Source organism: Gordonia aurantiaca, assembly GCF_039939235.1.
Classification (GTDB): domain Bacteria; phylum Actinomycetota; class Actinomycetes; order Mycobacteriales; family Mycobacteriaceae; genus Gordonia.
Window position 1 is genome coordinate 352,000 of the sequence record NZ_JBDUUF010000001.1, and the last position, 22,518, is coordinate 374,517.

Below are 22,518 nucleotides of genomic sequence, written 5' to 3' on the forward strand. Positions count from 1 at the left end.
TCCCTACTTGGTCTCGGTGATCGCCATGTACGGCGACACCGTCGACATGTGCTCGTTGACGCGCAGGGTCGCACCGAGGGCCGGGAAGGCGCGCTGCGCGCAGTTCGTTCGCTCGCAGACGCGGCAACCGGCGCCGATCGGGGTGACGTGCGCCTGCGGCCCGATCTCGAGGCCGTCGGAGTAGATCACCCGACCGGCATGGCGCAGTTCGCATCCCATGCCGATCGCGAAGGTCTTGCCCGGCTGGCCGTAGCGGGCCGCGCGTCGTTCCACGGTGCGGGCCACCCAGAAGTAGTTGCGGCCGTCGGGCATCTCGGCGATCTGGGTGAGGATCTTGCCCGGCGACGCGAATGTCTCGTACACGTTCCACAACGGGCAGGTGCCGCCGCTCGACGAGAAGTGGAAACCGGTGGCGGACTGGCGTTTCGACATGTTTCCGGCGCGGTCGACGCGCACGAACGACCACGGGATGCCCCGGAGGTTCGGTCGCTGCAGCGTCGAGAGGCGGTGGCAGATCGTCTCGTAGGACACCTGGTAGAACGCCGACAAGCGTTCGATGTCGTAGCGGAAATCCTCTGCGGCGCCGTGGAACTGGCTGTAGGGGAGGACCACCGCGGCGGCGAAGTAGTTGGCCAGGCCCAACAGTGCCAGCGACCGGGCGTCCTCGCTGGTGAAGTTCCCCTGGTCGACGAGTTCGTTCAACAGGTCGTGGTACTCGAGATAACAGAGTTCGCTGGCGAGTTTGAACGTCCGCTGACCCGCGGAGAGCGCGGCGGAGAACTCGATCCGGCGTTCCTCCCGGTTGAACCGGTGCAACACGTAATCGCCGAGGTCGACGCGGCGCACGATCGCGATGCCGTGCACGTTCTCGATGCGGTTCATGATCTCTCGCCGGATGTCCCCGGAGTGCATGCGCATCCGGTTGGTCATCTCCTCGGCGGCGACGTCGAGCTCGTGGATGTAGTTGCGCCGCTGGTAGAAGTAGTCGCGCACCTCCTCGTGCGGGGCGCTGATGGTGCCGCGCATGGACCGGTCACCGCGCTCGTCGGTGGCGGCGGCCAGCTGGTCGGTGGCGATGCGGTAGCGGCGGTGGAGATTCACCATCGCCTGCGCGATCTCGGGGTGGGAGGCGACCATCGCGCTGATCTGCTGCGCGTCCTGCGCTCCCGGCGCGGCCTCCACGTCGTCGTCGAGCAGCACCTCACGGAGTTCGGCGACCAGCCGGATGTCGTCCTGGGAGTCGAAGAACCCGGCGTCGACGCCGAACGCCTCGGTGATGCGACGCAACACCGACGCGGTCAGCGGACGGGCGTCGTGCTCGATCTGGTTGAGGTACGACGCCGAGATCCCGAGCGTCTGCGCGAGCGCCACCTGGGAGAGTCCGCGCTCACTTCGCAGCTGCCTCAGACGGGAACCGACGTAGGTCCTGCTCACTTGCCACCTCCGGAACAGGGGATGGAGGATCGATGATCCTCTTCAGGGTACGGTGACCGCGTGCGTTCACTCGGGGGCCGGCTCATGGGTCGACGCCGCAGGTCGATCGCGGCGTCCGTGGTCGTGCCCGCCGCGGTCGTCGCCATGGTGGTCACGGTCGCCGGCTGCTCCGATTCGGCGGCCGTCGCGCCGCCGAGCTCGCCGGCGGACCTGGTGCTCGCCGTGTCGGACCTGCCGGCCGGGTTCCGGCTCGAATCGGTCTCCGTCGCCGATCTCGTCGCGGCAAACCAGGCCGGCATCGACGCGGCCCGGACCACTCGGGTGACCCCGGATTTCTGCCGCCCCACCGCCGACGAGGCCCTCAACCCGAAGCTGTCCGACGACAACGCCGCGGTCCTCGGGGCCCGTGGCCCGGCCGGGGTGCTGGTCGAACTGGTCACATCCGCGGCGCGGGACATCGACGCCGACCGGGTGGCCACCACCGGCCGGTGTGCGCGCACGACGACCGAGATCACCACCGGCAACCTGGCGGGCAGCCGGGTCGTCACCGAGTACACCGAACTGCCGCAGCCGAAGGTCCCCGGCGGCCTCGGGGTGGGGGAGCAGGTGCTGCTCACCCGGTCCGAGGTCACCACGAACCTGCCCGACGGCGGGGTGCGGCGACAGACCGGATACGCCGGATACGCGGCGCTCGACCGCCCGTCGTCGGGGCCGGTGACGGTCCAGCTGACGGTGGCGGGGGAGACGACCCCGGCATCGAATCCGCCCACCGCGCCGGTGGAACCGCTCGATCCGGCGGCCTTCACGAAGCTGTTCTCCGCGGCGCTCGAGCGCGTCGTCGAGCGCTGACACGCGCGCTCGCCGCCGCTCGGGCGGGCGTCGCGACGTGTGAAAGACATCACTGTGCGGCGTGTCCGCGTGCGCCGCGGGTCGTGGACGTGACCGACCAGGCGCGACCGATCGAGCGTACTGTCGGGTAGGAAAATCCCAGTACGCGCGTACTTTTTTGGCGGAGTCGCCCCGGTTTTCACACGTGAAGATTTGCAACCTTTGCAAACTGTCGTCAAAAAATAGCCCGAATTCGCATGTCGCAAGGGTTGGACCTGCAGGTTTGTCTTGTGGCACTCTTGCTGCAGGCACCACGGACTCAATCCCAAGAGTTCGCAAAGTCCGGACGACGCGGTCGCCGGAACTCGCGAGTAACCACTCTTGCGGATCGATGTCGGATGTCTGTCAGCACTCCAGGCCTTGGCGTCGTGCCGGGCCGGTCGCCCCGATCCGAACGGACGGGACGAGCAGGACAACGAAAGCGAAGTAGCCAATGAGCAACGTCGGAAAGCCCCGCACCGCTGCGGAGATCCAGCAGGACTGGGACACCAACCCCCGCTGGAAGAACGTCAAGCGCGATTACACCGCCGAGCAGGTCGCCGAGCTGCAGGGCTCGGTCGTCGAGGAGCACACCCTCGCCCGCCGTGGCGCCGAGATCCTGTGGGAGGGCGTCACCAAGGGTGATGGCAGCTACATCAACGCTCTGGGCGCCCTCACCGGCAACCAGGCCGTGCAGCAGGTCCGCGCCGGCCTGAAGGCCGTGTACCTCTCGGGTTGGCAGGTCGCCGGTGACGCGAACCTCGCCGGTCACACCTACCCCGACCAGTCGCTGTACCCGGCGAACTCGGTTCCGAACGTCGTTCGCCGCATCAACAACGCGCTGCTCCGCGCCGACGAGATCGCCCGCGTCGAGGGTGACACCTCGGTCGACAACTGGCTCGTGCCGATCGTCGCCGACGGCGAGGCCGGCTTCGGTGGCGCCCTCAACGTCTACGAGCTGCAGAAGGCCATGATCGCCGCGGGTGCCGCCGGTACCCACTGGGAGGATCAGCTCGCCTCGGAGAAGAAGTGCGGTCACCTCGGTGGCAAGGTGCTCATCCCGACCCAGCAGCACATCCGCACCCTGAACTCGGCTCGCCTGGCCGCCGACGTCGCCGGTGTCCCCACCGTCGTCATCGCGCGTACCGACGCCGAGGCCGCGACCCTCATCACCTCCGATGTGGACGAGCGCGACCGCGAGTTCATCACCGGTGAGCGCACCGCCGAGGGCTACTACCACGTGAAGAACGGCATCGAGCCGTGCATCGCGCGTGCGAAGTCCTACGCTCCGTACGCCGACCTGATCTGGATGGAGACCGGCACCCCGGATCTCGAGCTGGCCCGCAAGTTCGCCGAGGCTGTCAAGGCCGAGTACCCCGATCAGCTGCTCGCCTACAACTGCAGCCCGTCGTTCAACTGGAGCAAGCACCTCGACGACGCCACCATCGCCAAGTTCCAGAACGAGCTCGGCGCCATGGGCTTCGCCTTCCAGTTCATCACCCTGGCCGGCTTCCACTCGCTCAACTACGGCATGTTCGATCTGGCCTACGGCTACGCCCGCAACCAGATGACCGCCTTCGTCGACCTGCAGAACCGCGAGTTCAAGGCCGCCGAGGAGCGTGGCTTCACCGCCGTCAAGCACCAGCGTGAGGTCGGCGCCGGTTACTTCGACACCATCGCCACCACCGTCGACCCGAACAGCTCGACCACCGCGCTGAAGGGCTCGACCGAAGAGGGCCAGTTCCACTAGGAACTCACATCGGTCGCACCTTGGTGTGACTTCGATTCGTGGCTGACAGATGACCCGGGGTGAGCGGGGTTTTCCGACCCGCTCACCCCGGGCTCTTCGTCTCCACACCCTTTCGGAGATGCCGCGTGTCTTTCCAGGAGCCGACAATGACCAGCCAGAAGATCGCCCGCGTGGGCGTCGTCGGTGCCGGACAGATGGGCTCGGGTATCGCCGAGGTCTGTGCCCGGGCCCAGGTGGACGTCCTCGTCCACGAGGCCACGCGTGAGCTCATCTCCGCAGGACGCTCGCGCATCCTGGGTTCGCTCGACCGGGGTGTGTCGAGCGGCAAGCTGACCGAGCGGGAACGCGATCAGGCCGCCGCGCGTCTCCGCTTCACCTGCGATCTCGGCGATTTCGCCGATCGGGACCTCGTCGTCGAGTCCGTCGTCGAGGACGAGGCGGTCAAGGTCGAGATCTTCACCCGCCTCGACGAGGTCGTCACCGACCCCGACGCGATCCTCGCGTCGAACACCTCCTCGATCCCGATCCGCACCCTGGGCGCCGCGACGCGCCATCCCGAACGCGTGATCGGCCTGCACTTCTTCAACCCGGTGCCGGTGCTGCCCCTGGTCGAGTTGGTCACCACGTCGGTGACCGGTCCCGAGATCACCGCCCGTACCGAGGCATTCGCGCACGACGTGCTCGGCAAGCAGGTCATCCGCTCCGCCGACCGCTCCGGCTTTGTCGTCAACGCGCTCCTGGTCCCCTATCTCCTCTCCGCGATCCGGATGGTCGAGAGCGGCTTCGCCACCGTCGAGGACGTCGACAAGGCCATGGTGCTGGGCTGCGCCCATCCGATGGGACCGCTCAAGCTCGCCGACCTCGTGGGTCTCGACACCGTGAAGGTGATCGCCGAGCGGATGAACGAGGAGTTCGGCGAGGCCCTCTACGCGCCGCCGGCGCTGCTGGTGCGCATGGTCGAGTCCGGGCGCCTCGGCAAGAAGGCCGGGCACGGTTTCTACGAGTACGAGCGCAAGGGATCGGGCAAGGCCGTCCCGGCGCGGGTGTAGCGCGCCGGGACCGGCGTGTAAAACCCGACACGGCGGGCCGTTCCGGCCGGCCCGAGTGACGTGAACCACACGCGTTAGCAGAACGCTTGCATTTGCTAGCACGACGTGGATACTGGACTGCGGAAGCACCAATACCGATGGCGCCGCGGTTCGGCTCATCTCGCACGGTGGCGTTATGTCCGACGGACAATCGACATACGCCCGGCAAAGAAGCCGAGATCAGCGAGACCGCATGTGCTGCAGCGCGATTGGTGACCAGAGACCACAAAGGAGTCCCTCGTGACCACCACCCGTAACTACGCACCCCTCTACGCCGCTGTCGGTGCCGGCGACTTCGCCATCACGCAGGTCACCGAGAAGATCACCGAGCTGCGCGAGCGCACCGAGGCCGCCGCCGAGACCGCTCAGGCGCGTCTCGAGGCTCGCTACACCGAGACCAAGAGCCTCGTCACCGAGCTGCCCGAGACCGCTCAGAGCCGCTTCGACGAGATCAAGACCAAGCTGACCTCGCTCCAGGAGGAAGTGCCCGCCGAGATCGAGGAGATCCGCGGCAAGCTCACCGCCGAGGAGCTCAAGAAGCTCGCGGATCCCTACGTCGAGAAGGCGACCGAGTTCTACAACTCACTGGCCGAGCGCGGCGAGGCCACCCTCGAGCGCCTGCGCACCAAGCCGGTTGTCCAGGAGAACCTCTCGCGCGTCGAGAAGGTCTACAACGAGGCCGTCGACCTCACCGAGGACGCCCTCGGTGTCGTCTCCTCGCAGACCCGCCTCGTCGGCGAGCGCGCCGCCAAGCTGGCCGGTCGCGTGAGTGAAGAGGTCGAGGACGCCGCGATCGCCATCGAGGAGGCCGGTTCCGACATCAAGGAGCAGGCCGAAGAGTTCGCCACCGAGATCGACGGCGCCGCAGGCACTGTCGAGGCCAAGGGCCGCACCGCCAAGGAGTCGCCGGCCAAGAAGGTCGCCGCCGCCAAGGAGGAGTCGGTTCCGTCGGTGAAGAAGGCGCCCGCCAAGAAGACCGCCGCCAAGAAGGCCCCGGCCAAGAAGGCGACCACCAAGTAGTCTCTCGCGCAAGCGAACACAGCGCACTTCGATCAACAGCGCCCCGTCGTCACGGCGGGGCGCTGTCGTGTCTTGGTGGGGCGGATTGCTTCCCGTAGGCGCTGCTGCTCACGTGGGAAGAAATCGCTTGTCCGCCGGCCGACGCGGGGAAGGAACGCTCTCGCGGAGAGCCGGGCGAACGGATCGTGAGGACCGCGAGGACGCCGTCGGTGCTGCGGTAGGTGTGCGGGACGTCCGATGCCCACTCCAGCGACTCGCCGGACCGGGCGGAGCGTTCCTCGCCGACGGGGCCGGCCTCGAGGTCGCCGCTGACGACGAGGATGTGTTCGACGACGCCGGGGCCGTGCGCCGGGGATTCGCGGACGCCGCCGGGGGAGACGCTGAGCCAGAACACCTCGGTGGTGCTGCCGTCGGGGAGGTGCTCGACGTGGAGGAGTCGGGCGGCGAGATGGGGGCTCGTGCCCTCCGCGCCGGTGTCCTCGCCGAGCAGTGCCGTGAGCGGCACGCCGAGCGGTCCGGCGACCGCGTACAGCGTGTCGAGTGTCGGATTACGTCGTCCGGCTTCGAGTTCGGACAGCGATCCCTTGCCGATGCCGGCTTTGCGGGCGAGTGTGGACAGGCTCATGCCGCGCTGCTCGCGCAACGTGGTGATCCGTGCGCCGACCACGCGTCGTCGTTGGTCGCCCGTCGTCATCGCTCCCCGGGATCTGTCTCGTGTCTCGGATTCGGGTGTTCTGTTTACGGAACGATACCGTTATGCTCGGGCGCATGACCAGCACTTCGGCGTCGACCCGGAGCGAACCGATCATCGCCGGTGTCGTCGCTTCGCTGGTGGGCTTCACCTCGTCGTTCGTCGTGGTGATCGCGGGCCTGCGCGCGGTGGGCGCGACGCCGACGCAATCGGCGTCGGGCCTGCTCGCGTTGTCGGTGACGTTCGGTCTCGGTATGCTCTTCCTGTCGCTGCGGACGCGACGGCCTGTCACGCTCGCGTGGTCGACGCCGGGCGCCGCGCTGCTGGCGTCGATGGCGAACTCGTACGAGGGCGCCTGGCCGGCGGCGGTGGGGGCGTTCCTCGTCGTCGGGCTGCTGATCCTCGCGACCGGTCTGGTACCCGCGCTCGGCGAGCGCATCGGTCGCATTCCCACCCCGATCGCACAGGCGATGCTCGCCGGCGTGCTCCTCACCCTTTGTCTGGCGCCGATGGCATCGCTTGCCGCGCAACCGTGGTCGACGTTGCCGATCCTCGTCGCCTGGGTCGTCGCGATGCGGTGGCTCACCCGGTGGGCGCTGCCGCTCGCGCTGGTCACCGCGTTCATCGTGATCGGCGTGCATCTCGCGGTCGACGGTCACGAAGGCCGGGGTGGGCAGACATGGTGGCCGCAACTGTCCTGGACCACACCGACCTTCGACGTCGCGGCCGTCGTCGGCATCGCCATCCCGCTCTACATCGTCACGATGGCCTCGCAGAACGTGCCCGGGGTCGCGGTGCTGAAATCGTTCGGCTACGAAACGCCCTGGCGTTCGGCCATGTTCGTGACCGGGGCGGGGACGGTCGTCGGGGCGCCGTTCGGCGCGCATGCGACCAACCTGGCGGCGCTGTCGGCCGCGCTCGCCGCGGGACCGGAGGCCGGAGACGACCCGTCACGGCGTTGGATCGCCGGCGTCTCCGCGGGCGCGACCTACCTGGTGCTGGCGGTCCTGTCGGGGGTGCTGGTGGCGATCGCCTCGATCGCGCCTGACGGGTTGTTGGAAGCCGTTGCGGGACTGGCGCTTCTCGCGACCTTCGGCTCGGCGGTCGTCGGTGCCTTCGAGAAGGAGGAGTTCCGCATTCCCGCCGCGCTCACGTTCGTCACCGCCGCGGCCGGCGTCACCTTCGCCGGGATCGGCGGCGCGTTCTGGGCGCTCGTGGTGGGCCTGTCGGCATACGGGGTGCTGAAGCGGCGGTGAGCGGCAGGCCGGATCAGTCCGCGGCCGCGAGCCGCTTCTTCTCCGCCTCGACGTCGAAATCGGCCTTCGGCCACTCGAGATCGAGACCCGCGAGGGCGCTGTACAACAACTCGCACACCGCCAGCCGCGAGAACCACTTGCGGTTGGCCGGGATCACGAACCAGGGCGCCGGGTCCTTGTCCGTGAGATCGAAGATCGCCTGGTAGGCCTCTAGATATGCGTCCCAGTGGGCGCGTTCGTCGAGGTCGCCGGGGTTGTACTTCCAGTACTTGTCCGGCCGGTCGAGTCGCTCGCCGAGCCGATTCTTCTGTTCGTCCTTCGATACCACCAGGCAACACTTGATGATCGTGGTACCGCTCGCGACCAGTTCGGATTCGAACTGGTTGATGATGTCGTAGCGCTTCTCCCATTCCGACCTCGGAACGAGGTCGTGCACACGTACCGGCAGCACGTCCTCGTAATGGGAGCGGTCGAAGATGCCGATCCGGCCGGCGGCCGGCAAGGCCTTGTGGATGCGCCACAGGAAGTCGTGCTGCAGTTCCTCCGGCGTCGGCTTGCCGAATCCCTTGATGGCCAGACCCTGTGGGTCGAGCAGGCCGCCGACGTGGCGCACGATGCCACCCTTTCCCGCGGTGTCCATGCCCTGCAACACCAGCAACACCGAGCGGTGGTCGCCGGAACGGCCGTTGGCGTACAACAACTCCTGCAGCTCGGCCAGTTTCGCGCCGCGCTCGGCGAGGAGTTCGGCGCCGAGGTCCTTGTCGCCGTCGAATCCGGGAGTCGAATCGGGGTCGAAGGAGGCGATCTGACCGACGGCGCTCGCGCGTAGGACCTCGGCGGCGGGGGCTGACCATCCTTTGCTCATGGGGCGTCCTCTCGGGTCTCCACGTCGGGTGGGAAGAGCGGACCGCCACCGAAGGCGCCGCGATGCGAATCCGGCGGCGTCCCGTCGTTGTTCACGATCCCGTAGCGCGCGCCGAGTTCCGCGGTGATCAGGGTGTGCCCGTTCACGTCGGCCAGTTGCGGATCGGAGGCGAGCCGGGAGATGACCCGGCCCACGAACTCCGGGTCCTCGGCACGCTCGAGCGAGAATCCGGCGAACTCGTCGACGCCGAGCGACAGCAGGAGTTCGGTGCGGATCAGGCCGAGCCACAACGACACCGCGGTCACCCCGGTGCCCTTCAGCTCGGCGGCCATGTCGGCTGCCATCTTGTCGAGGGCGGTCTTGCTCATGCCGTAGAGCACCGAATGCAGGTGTCCGCGCGAGCCGAACGACGAGATGTTCGCGATGAGCCCGCTGCCCTGTTCGGTCATCGTCCGGGCAGCGTATACCGACGCGACGTAGTGGGCGCGCAACCCGACCCCGATCAGGGTGTCCCAGTCGTCGACGGGCCTCTTCCAGAACGGGTCGGAGAATCCGCCGAACCCCTTCGGCGATGCCCATGCGTTGTTGACCAGCAGGTCGAGCCGCCCCTGCGCGTCGGCGATCGTCTCGAAGACGTCGGCGACCGCGGTGTCGTCGGTGTGATCGCACGCGAGCGCGAGGGCGCCCTCGGGTCCGGTCCCGTGACGAGAGGTGACGTAGGTGGTCCAGCCGTCATCGACGAGCGCACGCGCGATCCCGAACCCCACACCCCGGCTCCCGCCGGTCACCAGTGCGACCCGGGTCATGAGCCGGTGGGGGCGTCGCTGGCGTCGGCGCCGGCGACATCGGAGTCGGGTGCAATGGAGTCGGCGACATGGGAGTCGGGGGCATTGGAGTCGGGGGCATGGGAGTCGGGGGCGTCCCCGGGCGGTTCCGGCAGTGGCGGCGGCGCGGCCATGAACGCCTCCCGCGACCCCTCGACCGCGGCGATGCCGACGACCGAACTCCAGACCATCATCGTCAGGTAGTCGACGACCTGGTCGGCGTCGAGTGTGCGGCTGGTCATCCACCAGTCGACGACGTGCTGGATGCCCCCGACGAGGGCGTTTGCCCACAGTTCCGCCCCCGTGGTGTCGGAACCGCGCTCGGCCATGCGCATCACCATGCTGCTCATGACCAGCTGCGAGACGAGCCGGACCGACTCGGCCGGGGCGGGGGAGGACGTCGGGGAGCTGGCGAGCGCGAACCGGTAGAGATTCGGTTCGTCGTCGACCGCATGGACGTACACACCGATGATGGTGTGGGTGAGCGTGTACTCGTCGACGTCGTCGGAGATCGCATCGGTCAGTCGCGGCCAGATGGTCGTCTCGAAGAACCGGAGCGTGGCCGCGACGCCGAGATCGCTCTTGTCGGTGAAATACCGGTAGAGCACCGTCTTGGACACGCCGATGTGGGCGGCGATCTCGTCCATGCCGACGTCCGCGCCCAGTTCACGGACCGCGGAGATGACCCCGTCGGTCAGCTCGGTGCGGCGGGCGAGCTTGTGCTTCTCCCAGCGCTGCTTGCGTCCGTCGGGCTTGCCGCCGCCGGTCTCGGTGACCGTGGTCAGCACCTGTTCGAGGCCGCGCGTCACATTGGCCGCAGCCGCCATCGCGGCACGCGCGGCGGCTGCGGGATTCGGGCGGTTGGCCATCACGCAGCCAGCGTAGTCGGTTGATGGGTGACACTGGTGCCATGGCATCGACAGTGATCCCAGGAGTCGCCGACGAGCCGGGGGGAGAGGCGACACCGCCGTCCGCCCCGGGATTCGGTGTGGACTCCGCCGGCGACGCCCGCCGGCGCCGGGACCTCCGCAAGATGAAGGCCGTCGCGACCGGGTTCCTGGTGTTCGCGGCCCTCGTGTACCTGCTCACCCGCTACATCGAGCATCGCGACGGCGACGACGTGGCCGCCTGGGTCGGCTTCGTCCGGGCGGCGTCGGAGGCCGGCATGGTCGGTGCCCTCGCCGACTGGTTCGCGGTGACCGCGCTGTTCCGGCATCCGCTGGGCCTGCCCATCCCGCACACGGCGCTGATCCGGAAGAAGAAGGACGACATCGGCGACCAGCTCGGTGGGTTCATCGAGGAGAACTTCATGACGCCCGACGTCGTGGTCCGGCGCGCCGAGCAGATCGACCTGCCCCGCCGACTGTCGACCTGGGTCGCGGACCCGAAGAACCAGCCCCGCATCTCCGCGGAGGCGGCGCGCGCGATCCAGCTGGCGTCGGAGATGCTGCGCGACGAGGACGTCGAGCAGCTGATCCAGGCCGCACTCAAGTGGGCCGCCGAACCCGAGTGGGCGCCGCCGACCGGCCGCATCCTTGAGCAACTGATCGCCGAGGACCGGCTCGAACCGGTCTTCCAGATGCTGTGCGACCGCGCGCACGAATGGGCCCTCGGCAGCCAGGACGTCATCGACCGCGTCGTGGACCGCGACGGTCCGCAGTGGACTCCGCGGTTCGTGAACGCACTGGTGGGCGACAAGATCTACCGCGAGCTCGTCGAGTTCACCTTCAAGGTGAAGAACGACCCGGGCCACGAATTGCGCCGTGCCATGCACGAATTCGTGGAGAAGTTCGCCGACGACCTGCAAAACGACCCGGAGATGATCGCCAGGTTCGAGAACATCAAGCAGGAGTTGGTCGGTCGCGACGAGGTGACCGGCGCGGCGTCGACCGCGTGGAAGACCGGCAAGGCCGTCATCGAGCAGATGCTCGACGATCCGAACTCGACGTTGCGGAACACCCTCGCCGACTCGATCATCCAGCTGGCCACCAGGATTCGGGACGACCGGCCGCTGCAGGAGAAGATGAACGGCTGGGTGGCGCGCGTCGCCCATCACATCGCCGCGAACTACTCGCAGGAGATCATCTCGGTCATCACCGACACCGTGCGCGGCTGGGATGCCGACGACACGAGCCGCAAGATCGAACTGCAGGTGGGTCGTGACCTGCAGTTCATCCGGATCAACGGAACCGTGGTCGGCGCGCTGGCCGGCCTGGCCATCCACACCGTGTCGGTGTTGATCTTCCACTGATGTCGATCATCCGCTGCTGTCGATCATCCGCTGACGTCGGTCGAGTACCGGTGTCGATTCTGCGCTGACCGGCGGAGGCCACGCCGGTGAGACATCCGGCACGCGGGGACGCCGAATGTGGCACACACGGATTTGCAGTGTGCTTGCACGTGCTAGCACCTGCGCCGATACTGAGGGAATGCGGGGGTGCCCGGGTGGTTCTCGGCCGCCCCGCGGAGAACGACCCTGCGAACGGAGCGTGATGAAGCGCGAGAAGGACGAGGCTTCCCTCGACGCCGCCGGCGGCGAGGCCGAGTCCGGCGACGCTGCGTCGGGCAACTCGCCGGACGGGGACGGGAACCACACGGCCGGCGCGGTGGAAGCCGTCGAGGCGGTGGCCAACGCGGCCCAGGATGCGGTGACGAATGCGGCCCAGGACATCGGGGCCTTCATCCGATCGCAGCGTGTCGCGGCGAAGGTGTCGCTGCGACAGCTCGCCGAACGGGCCGGGGTCAGCAATCCTTATCTCAGTCAGATCGAACGCGGACTGCGCAAACCGTCGGCGGATGTCCTCGCCCAGATCGCCAAGGGCCTCAGGGTATCCGCGGAGGTCTTGTATGTGCGCGCGGGAATTCTCGAAGAACGCCCCGCGAGCCCGGTTCGTGATGCTCTGATCGCAGATGACTCGATCAACGAACGCCAGAAGCAGATGCTGTTGGAGATCTACGAGTCCTTCCGCAAGGAGAACGCCAACGAGTCGAACGGCCATGAGTAGCTGAGCCCTAGCCGCTGATGAGCCCGGATCCATCAACGAGTGCGCAAGAGAGCCGACCGAGGAGAAGCTGCATGAGCGAGAACCCGTTGACAGCGGCAGTGGGACAGGTGGCCGCGTTGCTGGCCGAGGTCCGGGGGCGGGGTGAGGCCGCGTCCGAGCAGGCGCAATCCCGCATCGCGGAGACCCAATCGAGGCTCGCCGAGACCGTCGAACAGACCCAGGCGCGACTCGCCGAGACCGCCGAGCAAGCGCAAGCGCGACTCGCCGAGACCGTCGGGCAGACCCAGGCGCGCATCCAGGGTTCCCGCGACGAGGCGCAGGCAAGGATCGACGAGGCGCTCGCAACGGCCCTCGCGATCTTCGAGGAGGCGAGGTCGAAGCTGTCGACGTTGCCGGTGGAGCTGCCCGTCGAGATCGAGGAACTGCGGGCACGGTTCTCGACCGAAGAGCTGCGGAAGGTCGCTGAGGCGTATCTCGCGGTCGCGGCCGGATTGTTGACCGCGCTGTCGGAGCGGCGGGACGAGGCCGTCGAGAGGTTGCGGTCGCGGCCGGTCGTCGGGGCCAACCTGCCGAAGCTGGAGAAGGTCTACAACGACGCGGTCGGGCTCACCGAGGAGGCGCTGGGGACGATCTCGGAGCAGACGCGGGCCGTCGGCGAACGCGCACTGCGCCTGGCCGGACTGAGCGAGGACGCCGAGCCCGCGAGGTCCCCGGAGAAGGACGCGCCGAAACCCGCCGCGGAGGCCGCGCCGCTGACCGATGCCGAACCGGAGGAGCCCACGAAGAAGGCGTCCGCGCAGAAGGCGTCCGCGCAGAAGGCTCCCGCGAAGAAGGAGCCCGCGACCGAGGCCGCGGCCGAGGAGGCTCCTGTGCAGGAGCCCACCCCACAGAAGCCCACCCCACAGAAACCCACCGCACAGAAGCCCACCGCACAGAAGCCCACCGCACAGAAGCCCACCGCACAGAAGCCCACCGCACGGCAAGCTCCTGCGAAGAAGGCGTCCGCGAAGAAGGCTCCTGCGAAGAAGGCGTCCGCGACGAGGGCTGCGGCGGACCGGGCCGCCGCCAAGCGAACCCCTGCGAAGAAGACGGCACCCAAGAAGACGACGGTGAGGACGGCCAGCGCTGCCCGCGCCGCGGCCGCCAAGGCGACGGCCGACAAGGCCACCGCGAAGAAGACGGCGGCGAAGCAGACGGCGGCGAAGCAGACGGCGGCGAAGCAGACGGCGGCGAAGCAGACAGCGGCGAAGCAGACGGCGGCGAAGAGGACGGCCAAGAAGGCGCCTGCCAAGCAGGCCACCGCACAGCAGGCCACCGCACAGCAGGCCACCGCCAAGAAGGCCACCGCCAAGAAGGCCACCGCCAAGAAAGCCGCGGCCAAGAAGGCGCCTGCCAAGAGGACCGCTCCGAAGGCGAACTGAGCCTCGGATCGGTCACCGCCCGATCCGAGGGCCGATCGTCACCGCCCGATCCGAGGGCCGGTCGCCCATGGACCACCTGGGCTTCTGGGTCGTCCGCGTGGGGCTTTGATACAAGCGTGACGTCCGCGACTACAGTGTTGGCGTGGACTTCTTCACCGTGATGGCGGCCGGACAGAATCTGATCCTGTTGGCGCTGACGGTTGTCGCGGGTGTCGCCGCGGTCGTGTGTCTGATCCACGCGGCCATCCAGCGGGCCGACGCGTTTCCGGCGGTCGATCGTCAGACCAAGGTGATCTGGGTGTCGATCCTTGCCGGGGCGACGCTGTTCATCTGGTTCTTCCAGGCCCCGTCGCTGCTGTACATCGTCGGCGTGGTCGCGATGCTCGTGTATCTCGTCGACGTCCGCAAGCGGGTCGACGACATCCAGGGCAAGTCCTGGTTCAGCAAAAAGGCCTGATGCACAGTGGCGGAGTATCGGATCAACGACCTGGCCGAGGCGTCGGGTGTCAGCGTTCGCAACATCAGGGTCTACCAGGACCGGGGACTGCTCCCGCCGCCCACGATCCGCGGTCGTGCCGGCTGGTATTCGGATCAGCACCTCGTTCGCCTGAACCTCATCTCCCGCATGCTCGAACGCGGGTACACCTTCGCGACGATCAGTGAGCTGCTCCATGCCGCCCACCACGGCATGCGCGTGGAGCAGGTGCTCCGCGGTTCACCCAAGGGCGGCCGGTTCCGCAACTTCAAGCGCGCCGCGACCATCACCATCGCCGAGCTGAAGAAGACGCTCAACGCCACCGACCGGTCCATCGCGCTCAGCCAGAAACTCGGGCTGCTGGTCAAGGACGGAACCCACTACGCCATCAAGAACCCCGAGCTGCTCGAGGGTGCCGAGGTCCTGGTGAAGGCCGGGGTCGATCTCGAGCTCCTGCTCGACCGATGGGTGCGGGTCCAGGAGGATCTCGAGGACGTCGCCAAGAGCTTCGTCTCGATCATCACCGACAAGTACTTCGACGAGAACCTGCCGGACCTGGGTGAAAAGGGCGTCAGCAAGATGGCCGACCTCATCCAGACGGTGCGCCCGATGGCGCACGACATCGTCGAGTCGACCTTCCGCAAGGCCCTCGACGAGCAGATCTCGAAGGCGATCGGCGAGGCCGCGACATACTTCGACGCCGCCCGCGACGACGCCCAGGCCTCCGACATGGGCGAGGACGGGCGCGAGAAGTCCGGCCCGGGCTACGAGACAACGGACATTGGTACATTGAACACCGACACGGGACGCTGAACCTGACGGCGTCCCTCGGCGGCGGATCACCTGATCCGCCCGAATGCGAGGAGTGCCGGTGAACACGAAGTCGTTGGCCAAAGTGGGCGGGATCGCGACCGCGATCGGCGCCGGGGCGATCGGGGTGGGCGTCGGAACCGTCCTGCTCGGGATCACTCGTGAGGCGCTGCGGGTCGCACCGGCCGTCGACGACGGCCCCGACGAGCTGCTCTCCGAGCCCCGGGTCGCGCCCCGCCGGCAGGTGGTGCGCACGCCCGACGGCACCGGGCTGAACGTCGAGATCTACGGCGCCGACGACGACGATCCCGCCGGCGACGTCTTCGTCATGGTCCACGGCTGGACCTGCAACACCGCGTACTGGTACCCGCAGATCAACCACCTCATCACGCCCGAGGCCGGAGACCGCCGCGTCATCGTCTACGACCAGCGCGGCCACGGCCGGAGCGAGCGGGGACGCCGCCGCCCGACGGTCGCCATGCTCGGACAGGATCTCGATGCGGTGCTCGAGGCCACCGTGCCCGCCGGTCGCCGCGCGATCCTGGTGGGCCACAGCATGGGTGGCATGACCATCATGTCGTGGGCGCAGCAGTACCCGGACAAGGTCGGCACCCGGGTCTCCGCGGTCGTGCTGGTATCCACCGCGGCCAAGGCCGTCATGGAGAACCACGGACTCGTCCCCGTGGACCTGCCCGCCTACGCGCGGCGGTTCACCCCGGTCACCACCAAGGCGATCACCTCGGTGCCCGTCCCGATCCCGAAAACGCCTCTGGGCGTGCGCTTCTCGCACTATCTCGCGCTGGGTCCGAACGCGCGCAAGGCGCACGTCGAGTTCGTCGACGAGATGGTCGGCGCCTGCCCGCCCCGCGCCCGCGCGGGCTGGGGTTCCGCGATGGGCAGGCTCGACGTGACCGCCGGGCTCGAGGCGCTGACCGTGCCGACCGTCGTGGTCGTCGGCACCGAGGACCGGCTCACCCCGCCCAAGCACGCCGAACAGATGGCGGAAGTGCTGCGGCGCAACGGTTCTCTGCGTGATCTCGTCGTCTACGAGGGTGTCGGCCACATGTCGAGCATCGAGGCGGCCGAGTCCTTCGACGAGATGCTCGAAGACCTCGTCGCCGAGGTCTCCGACAACGTCGCCGAGGTCTCCGACAACGTCGCCGAGGTCTCCGACAACGAGAAGGCCGGACAGCGGCTCGGCTGAGAGCCGCCGCGCTCCGGCGGGATGTTCGCCGGAGCGGGGACGTCGGTCAGAGCGAGCAGTTCACGAAGACCGGCTCGGGCTCGAGGGTGACCCCGAAGACATCGAACACCCCGTCGCGCACCTGACGGGCCAGTCCCAGGAGTTGCTCGGTGGTGGCCGAGCCCCGATTCGTCAGTGCCAGGGTGTGTTTCGTCGACAGTCGCACGGGTGAGTCGGGTCCGGGGTGGCCACGCGAGAACCCCGCGCGCTCGATGAGCCAGCCGGCGGAGAGCTTGATCGCATGTGCTCCCGCCGGTGCGTTCGGCTGCGGTCCCGCGGGGTAGGTGGGGATGGTGACGTCCTCGCCGACGCGTGCGGCGATCCGGTCGAGGATCTCCGGGGCGTCGTCCCCGGGGACGATCGGGTTGGTGAAGAACGACCCGGCGCTCCAGGTGTCGAAGTCGTCGGGGTCGAGGACCATGCCCTTGCCGCGTCGCAGTTCCAGCACGGCCTCGCGGGCGGTCGCGGCGTCGACGCGTTCACCCGGTTCGACGCCGACCTTCGAGGCCAGTTCGCGATAGCGGATCGGCCGGCTCCGGCGGTCGTCGTTCAGCCAGAAGGACACCGCGACCACGACGAAATCGTGGCGGTGCTTGAGGTTGCTGGTGCGGTAGCCGAGGCCCAGTTCGCCCGGGGACACCCAGCGCAGCGTGCCCGACCTGCGGTCGAGAACCTGCACCGAGCGCAGGATGTCGGCGACCTCGACGCCGTAGGCGCCGACGTTCTGTACCGGCGTCGCGCCCGCGGCGCCCGGGATGCCCGACAGGCACTCGAGCCCGCCGTACCCGGCGTCGACGGTCGCGGCGACCAGCTCGTCCCAGTTCACGCCCGCGTCGGCGACCACATGGGTGCGTCCCGACTCGCGACCGGTGTCGAAGGCGATCCGGTCGCTGCCCAGGACCACGGCCGTGCCGTCGAACCCGGCGTCGCCGATCACCAGGTTGGAACCGCCACCGATGACGAGCACCGGCTCGGACCTCGCGTCGAGCTCGGTGATGGTCTCGACGATGGTCCGGGTGTCGGTGCAGCGCACGATCTCGCGGGCGGGTCCGCCCAGCCGCAGGGTGGTCAGCTCGGCGAGGGGAGCGCTCAGGGGCGCCTGCGTGTCGGTCACGCTCTAAACGTTAACCGGCGGGCTGTAGCGTTCTCCGCATGGCGAGCAAGCTTTCCCATTCGGTGTCCTACCCGTTCTCGACGCAGCGGCTGTGGGCGATCTACACCACAGAGCAGTACTGGCACGAGCTGGTCGAGCGGATGAACTCCGGCCACGGCTATGTGGAGAAGGTGTCGATCGCCGGCGACGCCGTCACCGTCGAGATGAGCCAGGGCATCCCGGCCGACCGGCTGCCGTCGGCGGTCACCAAGGTCATGCCCGGCGATCTCCGGATTCCGCGCAAGAACACCTATCGCCTGGTCGGCGACCGGATCGAGGGCGACATCCACGCGACCGTCGAGGGTGCGCCGGTCCCGGTGAACGTGACGGGCCGCATCGTGACCAGCGGCGATCCGGCGGTGAGCGAGTGCGCCGCGGAGGTCTCGGTCAACCTCCCGCTGTTCGGTGGGAAGATCGAGAAAGCCGTGGTCGACGAGCTGGTCGGCCTGCTCGATCACGAGCGGGGCCACACCGTCGATTTCGAGGCGGAAAATCCGCTGACGTAGCCTGGTCAGCATGGCACGACGGCTCAGCTACTCCGCCCGCTACCCCCAACCCGCGGAGAAGCTCTACGAAGCGCAGAGCATTCGGCAGTACTGGGAAGACATGATGGCGGGATTCCAGATGATCTCGCCGCACTGCGAGGTCGACTCCTTCACCTCCGACGAGACCGGCATCCGGGTCGTCCTGAAGCAGACGATCGGTCGTGACCAGCTGCCGCCGCTCGCGCAGACGGTGATGATGAAGGACATGGTCATCACGCGTGAGGAGACCCTCGGTCCGTTCGATCCGGACAACACCAAGGGGACCTACAACGCGTCGATCCCCGCCGGTCCGGGCAGCCTCAACGGGTGGCAGGAGCTGTTCCCGACCGAGGACGGCTGCACGATCCGCCGGACGAGCGAGGCCAAGGTCTTCGTGCCCTTCATCAACGGCAAGCTCGAGCAGATGATCCTCATCAACCTTGTCGACCTGTTCCGGGCCGAGGCCGAATACGCCAAGGACTGGATTCACAAGAACCTGTGAGCGCGGTCCTCGCCGGGCGAAGCCCCGTGCGAGGACCGATCGGCCGCGTGACCCGCGGAACCACCAGCATCAACAGGCTGCGCCGCGTGGATCGGTGGATGACGCACGAACCCGCCGTGGTCGCGGCCCTCGGTGTCGCACGCCCTCTTGTCGTCGACCTCGGGTACGGCGCCCGCCCAGACACCTGCGTCGAGATGGCCGGACGCCTCCGTCGCGTCGCCCCGGACCTCGAGATGGTGGGACTCGAGATCGACCCGGACCGGGTCGTCGAACCCCGTGACGGAGTGCGATTCGCCGTCGGCGGGTTCGAACTGGCCGGCCTGCGCCCGCGCGTGGTGCGCGCCTTCAACGTGCTGCGCCAGTACGACGAGGACGAGGTCGCCGGCGTGTGGGCACAGCTGCGCGCCGGCATCCATCCCGACGGCGTGATCGTCGAGGGGACCTGCGACGAGATCGGCCGGCGTTGTTCGTGGGTGATGCTCGACGCCGCGGGCCCGGTCAGCTTCACGCTCGCCTGGTCGCCCGAACACTCCGAACGGCCTTCGGACCTGGCGCCGCGCCTGCCGAAGGCGCTCATCCACCGCAATGTGCCGGGGGAGAGGATCCACGATCTGCTGCGTCTGGCGGATCAGTGCTGGGACACCGCCGCGCCGCTCGCGCCGTACGGGCCGCGGGTCCGGTGGCGTCACGCGCAGGAGCTGCTGCGTGAACGCGGCGTCGCGTGCACGGTCTCGCGGCGACGGATGACCGACAACATCCTCACCGTCCCGTGGGAACTGGTCGCACCCTGACCGGACTCCGGTGAGCCGCACCGGCGCGGGCACTACTGTTGCCCTCATGCGTGTGGCACTTGCCCAGATCAGCTCGTCCGACGATCCGAACGAGAACCTCGCGACCCTGCGCGCGGCCACCGAGGACGCCGCATCCCGTGGCGCCCGCCTCGTCGTGTTCCCCGAGGCGACCATGTGCCGGTTCGGCGTCCCGCTCAAGCCGGTGGCCGAGGACCTCGACGGACCGTGGGCCGGCAGGGTCTCCGAGATCGCGCAGGCGTCGGGGGTCACCGTCGTCGCCGGGATGTTCACCCCGTCGGAGGACGGCCGGGTCTTCAACACGGTGCTGGTCGCGCAGCCGGACGGAACCCGCCTGCGCTACGACAAGATCCACCTCTACGACGCCTTCGGGTTCTCCGAGTCGAAGACCGTCGCGGCCGGGTCCCGGCCGCTGACCTTCGACGTCGACGGCGTCACGGTCGGGGTCGCCACCTGCTACGACATCCGCTTCCCGCGGCTGTTCACCACTCTCGCCCGACGCGGCGCACAGCTCATCGTGGTCCCCACCTCGTGGGGTTCGGGACCCGGCAAGCTCCACCAGTGGCAGATCCTCGCCACCGCCCGCGCACTGGACTCGACGACCTTCGTCGCCGCGGTCGGGCAGGCGCTCCCGACCGACGAGACCGTGGCCTCCTCGGGTGCGCCGACCGGCATAGGACACAGCCAAATCACAGACCCTTTCGGTACGGTGGTCGCCGCATACGACGAGACGGTCCGCGTCGACGTCCACGAGCTCGACCTGGGCCTCGTGGACAAGGCCCGGACGCAGTTGGCGGTGCTCGCCAACGAACGCGAGCTGCCCGCCGCTGAACCGCTCCATCAGGCCGACGACCGAGGACGGAACCAATGAGCGACGACACGACCCCCGAGGGCCCGGCGCCCGAGAACGCGACCCCCGAGGGCGCGGCGCCCGAGAACGTGACCCGCGAGGGCGCGGCGCCCGAGAACGTGACCCGCGAGGGCGCGGCGCCCGACAGACCCGGCGACGAATGGCGCCCGGTCGGCGGTGACGACGCCGCGTCGACCGGCGAGACCCGGCACCTCCCGACCGAGAAACTGCCGCCCGGCCCGATTCCCCCGGCGCCCCAGGCCTATTCGCAGGTGCCGCCCTCCGAGGCGGACACCACCGATCTCTCCGGCGGCTCGCGCCCGCCGACGGCCGTGTACGGACCCGGCGACCAGCCCTTCACGGACACGTCGAGTGCGCCGCTCGGACCCGACCCGACCGGCAGCGGTCAGGTGATGTACTCGCCGGCCGGACGCCGCAGCACGGGCAAGATCGTGGCCCTGAGCCTGGTCGCGGTGTTGCTCGTCGGCGTCATCGCCGCCGTCGGCGGTGAGCTGTATCTGCGCAACAAGGTCACCGACTGCCTGGAGAAGTCGTTCAGCGGGCTCACCGGCGTCCCGACCTCGGTGTCGCTGAGTCGCAAGCCGATCATTCTGCAGGGCACCGGCGACATCCCGTTCGTCCAGGTCGACACCAAGGACGACAGCAGCCCCGACGCGGTGCGACTGCACATGCGCGCCGACGGGATCTCGGGTGACGACACGACCACCGACATCCGCAGCCTGCAGGGACAGGGCTTCGTTCCCTACGAGCGGATCGTCGAACTCAGCAAGGAGAACGCGCCCGCCGCCGGGCAGGGCACCGGTAACGGCGCGGCGCAGGTCGGCACGGTCGAGGAGATCACCGGCAACGCCACCGACGGCACGTTCGACGTGCAGGCCTCGTTCCCGGTCATGTTCTTCGCGGTGCCGGTGTCGGCGACGATCAAGCCGGTCGTCAACGACGGGCGGGTCGATTTCGAGGTGGTCAAGGCCAGTGCCCTGGTCTTCGGCATCCCGCCGGACTTCGCACAGCAGATCGTCGACCAGGTCACGGAGTCGGCGCTCGGACCGTTCTTCGACGAGGTGCAGGTCGACCAGCTGAAGGTCACCGACACCGGGCTCGAGTTCGCGATCAGCGGGTCCGACGTCCAGCTGACCAGTGAGATGACCGGCAACCAGCAGAGCAGCTGCGCCTGATCGGGACCACGTCGCGCCTCAGTCCGTCCCGGGCGGATCGGCGCGGTGCACGAAGAGGCTGGGTCCGTCGGTGAGCGTGTACCGGGCGCGGACCGGCGCGTTCCAGCGTCGCGCGTAGTAGTCCGACATCACCGGGTCGGCGGTGGTGGTCACGACGACCCATCCCCTGCGCAGGCCGTCGCGGACGATCGGGTCGACGAGCGCGGTCAGCGTGCCGTTGCGCCGGTGATCGGGGCGCACCAGCGCGAACATGATCGAGAGCGGCTCGTCGGCGACCGAGGCGTCGGCCGCCTTGGTCCGTAGCTCGGTCAGCCGCTGTGGAAATCCCGGCAGCGCGCGAACCCAGTGGTTGTTCTGCGCCTTCAGCTCCTCGCTCACCGGCGCCGACCGCCGGCCGGGCTCCGAGAACGCCACCAGGGCGATGAGGTCGCCCGCGGCGTCGAACGTCCCCTTCAGACCGGCGAGGTTCTCGGCGAAGAGGAGTTCGCCGTACCAGCGATAGGCGTCCGACGGAGCGTCCTCGCCGAGCAGCCAACGGTACATCGGCACTTCCTGTAGTCCGCTCTCGAGCAGGTCGAGTGCGGCCTCACGATCCTCCTCGGTCATCGGCCGGGTCTGGGTCGCCGAGGTGTCGGTGAACCCGGATTCAGGACTGCGTGGGGTCATGGGTCCATACCAGCACACCGGAAATCCCGGGGTCCTCGATTCGGACGTGCCAGGGTGTTGGGTACGGTT

At 68.5% G+C, this 22,518-nt stretch carries 23 protein-coding genes; 16 read left to right on the plus strand and 7 right to left on the minus strand.

The genetic code is table 11. From position 1 onward, the window contains the following. Nucleotides 1-3: 3 nt before the first annotated feature. On the minus strand, nucleotides 4-1,434 hold the full coding sequence (gene ramB, locus ABFT43_RS01585; RefSeq protein ID WP_347958658.1) for an acetate metabolism transcriptional regulator RamB: 1,431 nt from the start codon (nucleotides 1,432-1,434) through the stop codon (nucleotides 4-6). A gap of 84 nt (nucleotides 1,435-1,518) precedes the next feature. Between ramB and ABFT43_RS01590 the strand changes: the two genes are divergently transcribed. The 4 genes from ABFT43_RS01590 (at nucleotide 1,519) to ABFT43_RS01605 (ending at nucleotide 6,159) form a co-directional block, all read left to right on the plus strand. Continuing rightward, a complete protein-coding gene (locus ABFT43_RS01590) occupies nucleotides 1,519-2,283 on the plus strand; it encodes a hypothetical protein (protein ID WP_347959240.1) in 765 nt (254 codons plus the stop codon). A 472-nt stretch (nucleotides 2,284-2,755) separates the two neighbouring features. After that, complete coding sequence (gene aceA, locus ABFT43_RS01595) at nucleotides 2,756-4,051, plus strand: isocitrate lyase (RefSeq protein WP_347958659.1); 1,296 nt, start codon at nucleotides 2,756-2,758, stop codon at nucleotides 4,049-4,051. A 146-nt stretch (nucleotides 4,052-4,197) separates the two neighbouring features. Then, nucleotides 4,198-5,100, plus strand: a complete 903-nt coding sequence (locus tag ABFT43_RS01600; protein WP_347958660.1) for a 3-hydroxybutyryl-CoA dehydrogenase — start codon at nucleotides 4,198-4,200, stop codon at nucleotides 5,098-5,100. Between the two features lie 279 nt (nucleotides 5,101-5,379). Continuing rightward, the gene (locus ABFT43_RS01605) at nucleotides 5,380-6,159 is read left to right on the plus strand and encodes a heparin-binding hemagglutinin (protein ID WP_347958661.1); all 780 of its coding nucleotides are present in this window, start codon (nucleotides 5,380-5,382) and stop codon (nucleotides 6,157-6,159) included. 49 nt (nucleotides 6,160-6,208) lie between these two features. Here ABFT43_RS01605 and ABFT43_RS01610 read toward each other — a convergent pair whose 3' ends face one another. Next, nucleotides 6,209-6,853: a helix-turn-helix domain-containing protein gene (locus tag ABFT43_RS01610; protein WP_457590083.1), complete on the minus strand. Its 645-nt coding sequence runs from the start codon at nucleotides 6,851-6,853 to the stop codon at nucleotides 6,209-6,211. A 74-nt stretch (nucleotides 6,854-6,927) separates the two neighbouring features. Here ABFT43_RS01610 and ABFT43_RS01615 point away from each other — a divergent pair, with 74 nt between their 5' ends. Next, nucleotides 6,928-8,106 (plus strand): benzoate/H(+) symporter BenE family transporter, encoded by a 1,179-nt coding sequence (locus ABFT43_RS01615; protein ID WP_347958662.1) that lies wholly within the window; start codon nucleotides 6,928-6,930, stop codon nucleotides 8,104-8,106. Nucleotides 8,107-8,119: 13 nt separating this feature from the next. Here ABFT43_RS01615 and ABFT43_RS01620 read toward each other — a convergent pair whose 3' ends face one another. Genes ABFT43_RS01620 through ABFT43_RS01630 form a run of 3 tightly spaced genes read right to left on the minus strand, consistent with a single transcriptional unit; the run spans nucleotide 8,120 to nucleotide 10,664 of the window. Then, nucleotides 8,120-8,971, minus strand: a complete 852-nt coding sequence (locus ABFT43_RS01620) for a polyphosphate kinase 2 family protein (RefSeq protein WP_347958663.1) — start codon at nucleotides 8,969-8,971, stop codon at nucleotides 8,120-8,122. Further along, entirely contained in the window at nucleotides 8,968-9,777 is an 810-nt protein-coding gene (locus tag ABFT43_RS01625) for an SDR family NAD(P)-dependent oxidoreductase (RefSeq protein ID WP_347958664.1), read from the minus strand. Before ABFT43_RS01625 ends, ABFT43_RS01620 begins: the two co-directional genes overlap by 4 nt. Continuing rightward, on the minus strand, nucleotides 9,774-10,664 hold the full coding sequence (locus tag ABFT43_RS01630; protein ID WP_347959241.1) for a TetR/AcrR family transcriptional regulator: 891 nt from the start codon (nucleotides 10,662-10,664) through the stop codon (nucleotides 9,774-9,776). Before ABFT43_RS01630 ends, ABFT43_RS01625 begins: the two co-directional genes overlap by 4 nt. Nucleotides 10,665-10,705: 41 nt before the next feature. Between ABFT43_RS01630 and ABFT43_RS01635 the strand changes: the two genes are divergently transcribed. The 6 genes from ABFT43_RS01635 to ABFT43_RS01660 all read left to right on the plus strand — a co-directional run bounded on the left by ABFT43_RS01635 (nucleotide 10,706) and on the right by ABFT43_RS01660 (nucleotide 16,710). Next, complete coding sequence (locus tag ABFT43_RS01635; protein ID WP_347958665.1) at nucleotides 10,706-12,046, plus strand: DUF445 domain-containing protein; 1,341 nt, start codon at nucleotides 10,706-10,708, stop codon at nucleotides 12,044-12,046. Between the two features lie 241 nt (nucleotides 12,047-12,287). Continuing rightward, the gene (locus ABFT43_RS01640; protein WP_347958666.1) at nucleotides 12,288-12,800 is read left to right on the plus strand and encodes a helix-turn-helix domain-containing protein; all 513 of its coding nucleotides are present in this window, start codon (nucleotides 12,288-12,290) and stop codon (nucleotides 12,798-12,800) included. Between the two features lie 71 nt (nucleotides 12,801-12,871). Next, nucleotides 12,872-14,221, plus strand: a complete 1,350-nt coding sequence (locus ABFT43_RS01645) for a histone H1-like repetitive region-containing protein (RefSeq protein ID WP_347958667.1) — start codon at nucleotides 12,872-12,874, stop codon at nucleotides 14,219-14,221. Between the two features lie 160 nt (nucleotides 14,222-14,381). Continuing rightward, nucleotides 14,382-14,678: a DUF2516 family protein gene (locus ABFT43_RS01650; protein WP_457590095.1), complete on the plus strand. Its 297-nt coding sequence runs from the start codon at nucleotides 14,382-14,384 to the stop codon at nucleotides 14,676-14,678. 6 nt (nucleotides 14,679-14,684) lie between these two features. Further along, nucleotides 14,685-15,509, plus strand: a complete 825-nt coding sequence (locus ABFT43_RS01655; protein ID WP_347958669.1) for a MerR family transcriptional regulator — start codon at nucleotides 14,685-14,687, stop codon at nucleotides 15,507-15,509. Nucleotides 15,510-15,552: 43 nt separating this feature from the next. Further along, nucleotides 15,553-16,710, plus strand: coding sequence for an alpha/beta fold hydrolase (locus tag ABFT43_RS01660; RefSeq protein ID WP_457590084.1), 1,158 nt, complete (start codon nucleotides 15,553-15,555; stop codon nucleotides 16,708-16,710). Nucleotides 16,711-16,756: 46 nt separating this feature from the next. Here ABFT43_RS01660 and ABFT43_RS01665 read toward each other — a convergent pair whose 3' ends face one another. After that, nucleotides 16,757-17,863, minus strand: coding sequence for a UDP-N-acetylmuramate dehydrogenase (locus tag ABFT43_RS01665; protein ID WP_347958671.1), 1,107 nt, complete (start codon nucleotides 17,861-17,863; stop codon nucleotides 16,757-16,759). A 38-nt stretch (nucleotides 17,864-17,901) separates the two neighbouring features. Here ABFT43_RS01665 and ABFT43_RS01670 point away from each other — a divergent pair, with 38 nt between their 5' ends. From ABFT43_RS01670 to ABFT43_RS01690, 5 genes are read left to right on the plus strand one after another with little or no spacing between them, the layout of a single operon-like run. Further along, the gene (locus ABFT43_RS01670) at nucleotides 17,902-18,408 is read left to right on the plus strand and encodes a DUF2505 domain-containing protein (protein ID WP_347958672.1); all 507 of its coding nucleotides are present in this window, start codon (nucleotides 17,902-17,904) and stop codon (nucleotides 18,406-18,408) included. Between the two features lie 10 nt (nucleotides 18,409-18,418). Next, complete coding sequence (locus tag ABFT43_RS01675; protein WP_347958673.1) at nucleotides 18,419-18,928, plus strand: DUF2505 domain-containing protein; 510 nt, start codon at nucleotides 18,419-18,421, stop codon at nucleotides 18,926-18,928. 47 nt (nucleotides 18,929-18,975) lie between these two features. Then, a complete protein-coding gene (locus ABFT43_RS01680) occupies nucleotides 18,976-19,719 on the plus strand; it encodes a class I SAM-dependent methyltransferase (protein WP_347958674.1) in 744 nt (247 codons plus the stop codon). A gap of 46 nt (nucleotides 19,720-19,765) precedes the next feature. Then, on the plus strand, nucleotides 19,766-20,608 hold the full coding sequence (locus tag ABFT43_RS01685; RefSeq protein ID WP_347958675.1) for a carbon-nitrogen hydrolase family protein: 843 nt from the start codon (nucleotides 19,766-19,768) through the stop codon (nucleotides 20,606-20,608). Further along, entirely contained in the window at nucleotides 20,605-21,783 is a 1,179-nt protein-coding gene (locus tag ABFT43_RS01690; protein WP_347958676.1) for an LmeA family phospholipid-binding protein, read from the plus strand. Before ABFT43_RS01685 ends, ABFT43_RS01690 begins: the two co-directional genes overlap by 4 nt. Nucleotides 21,784-21,801: 18 nt before the next feature. Here ABFT43_RS01690 and ABFT43_RS01695 read toward each other — a convergent pair whose 3' ends face one another. Further along, nucleotides 21,802-22,449, minus strand: coding sequence for a hypothetical protein (locus tag ABFT43_RS01695; RefSeq protein ID WP_347958677.1), 648 nt, complete (start codon nucleotides 22,447-22,449; stop codon nucleotides 21,802-21,804). Between the last annotated feature and the right edge of the window lie 69 nt (nucleotides 22,450-22,518).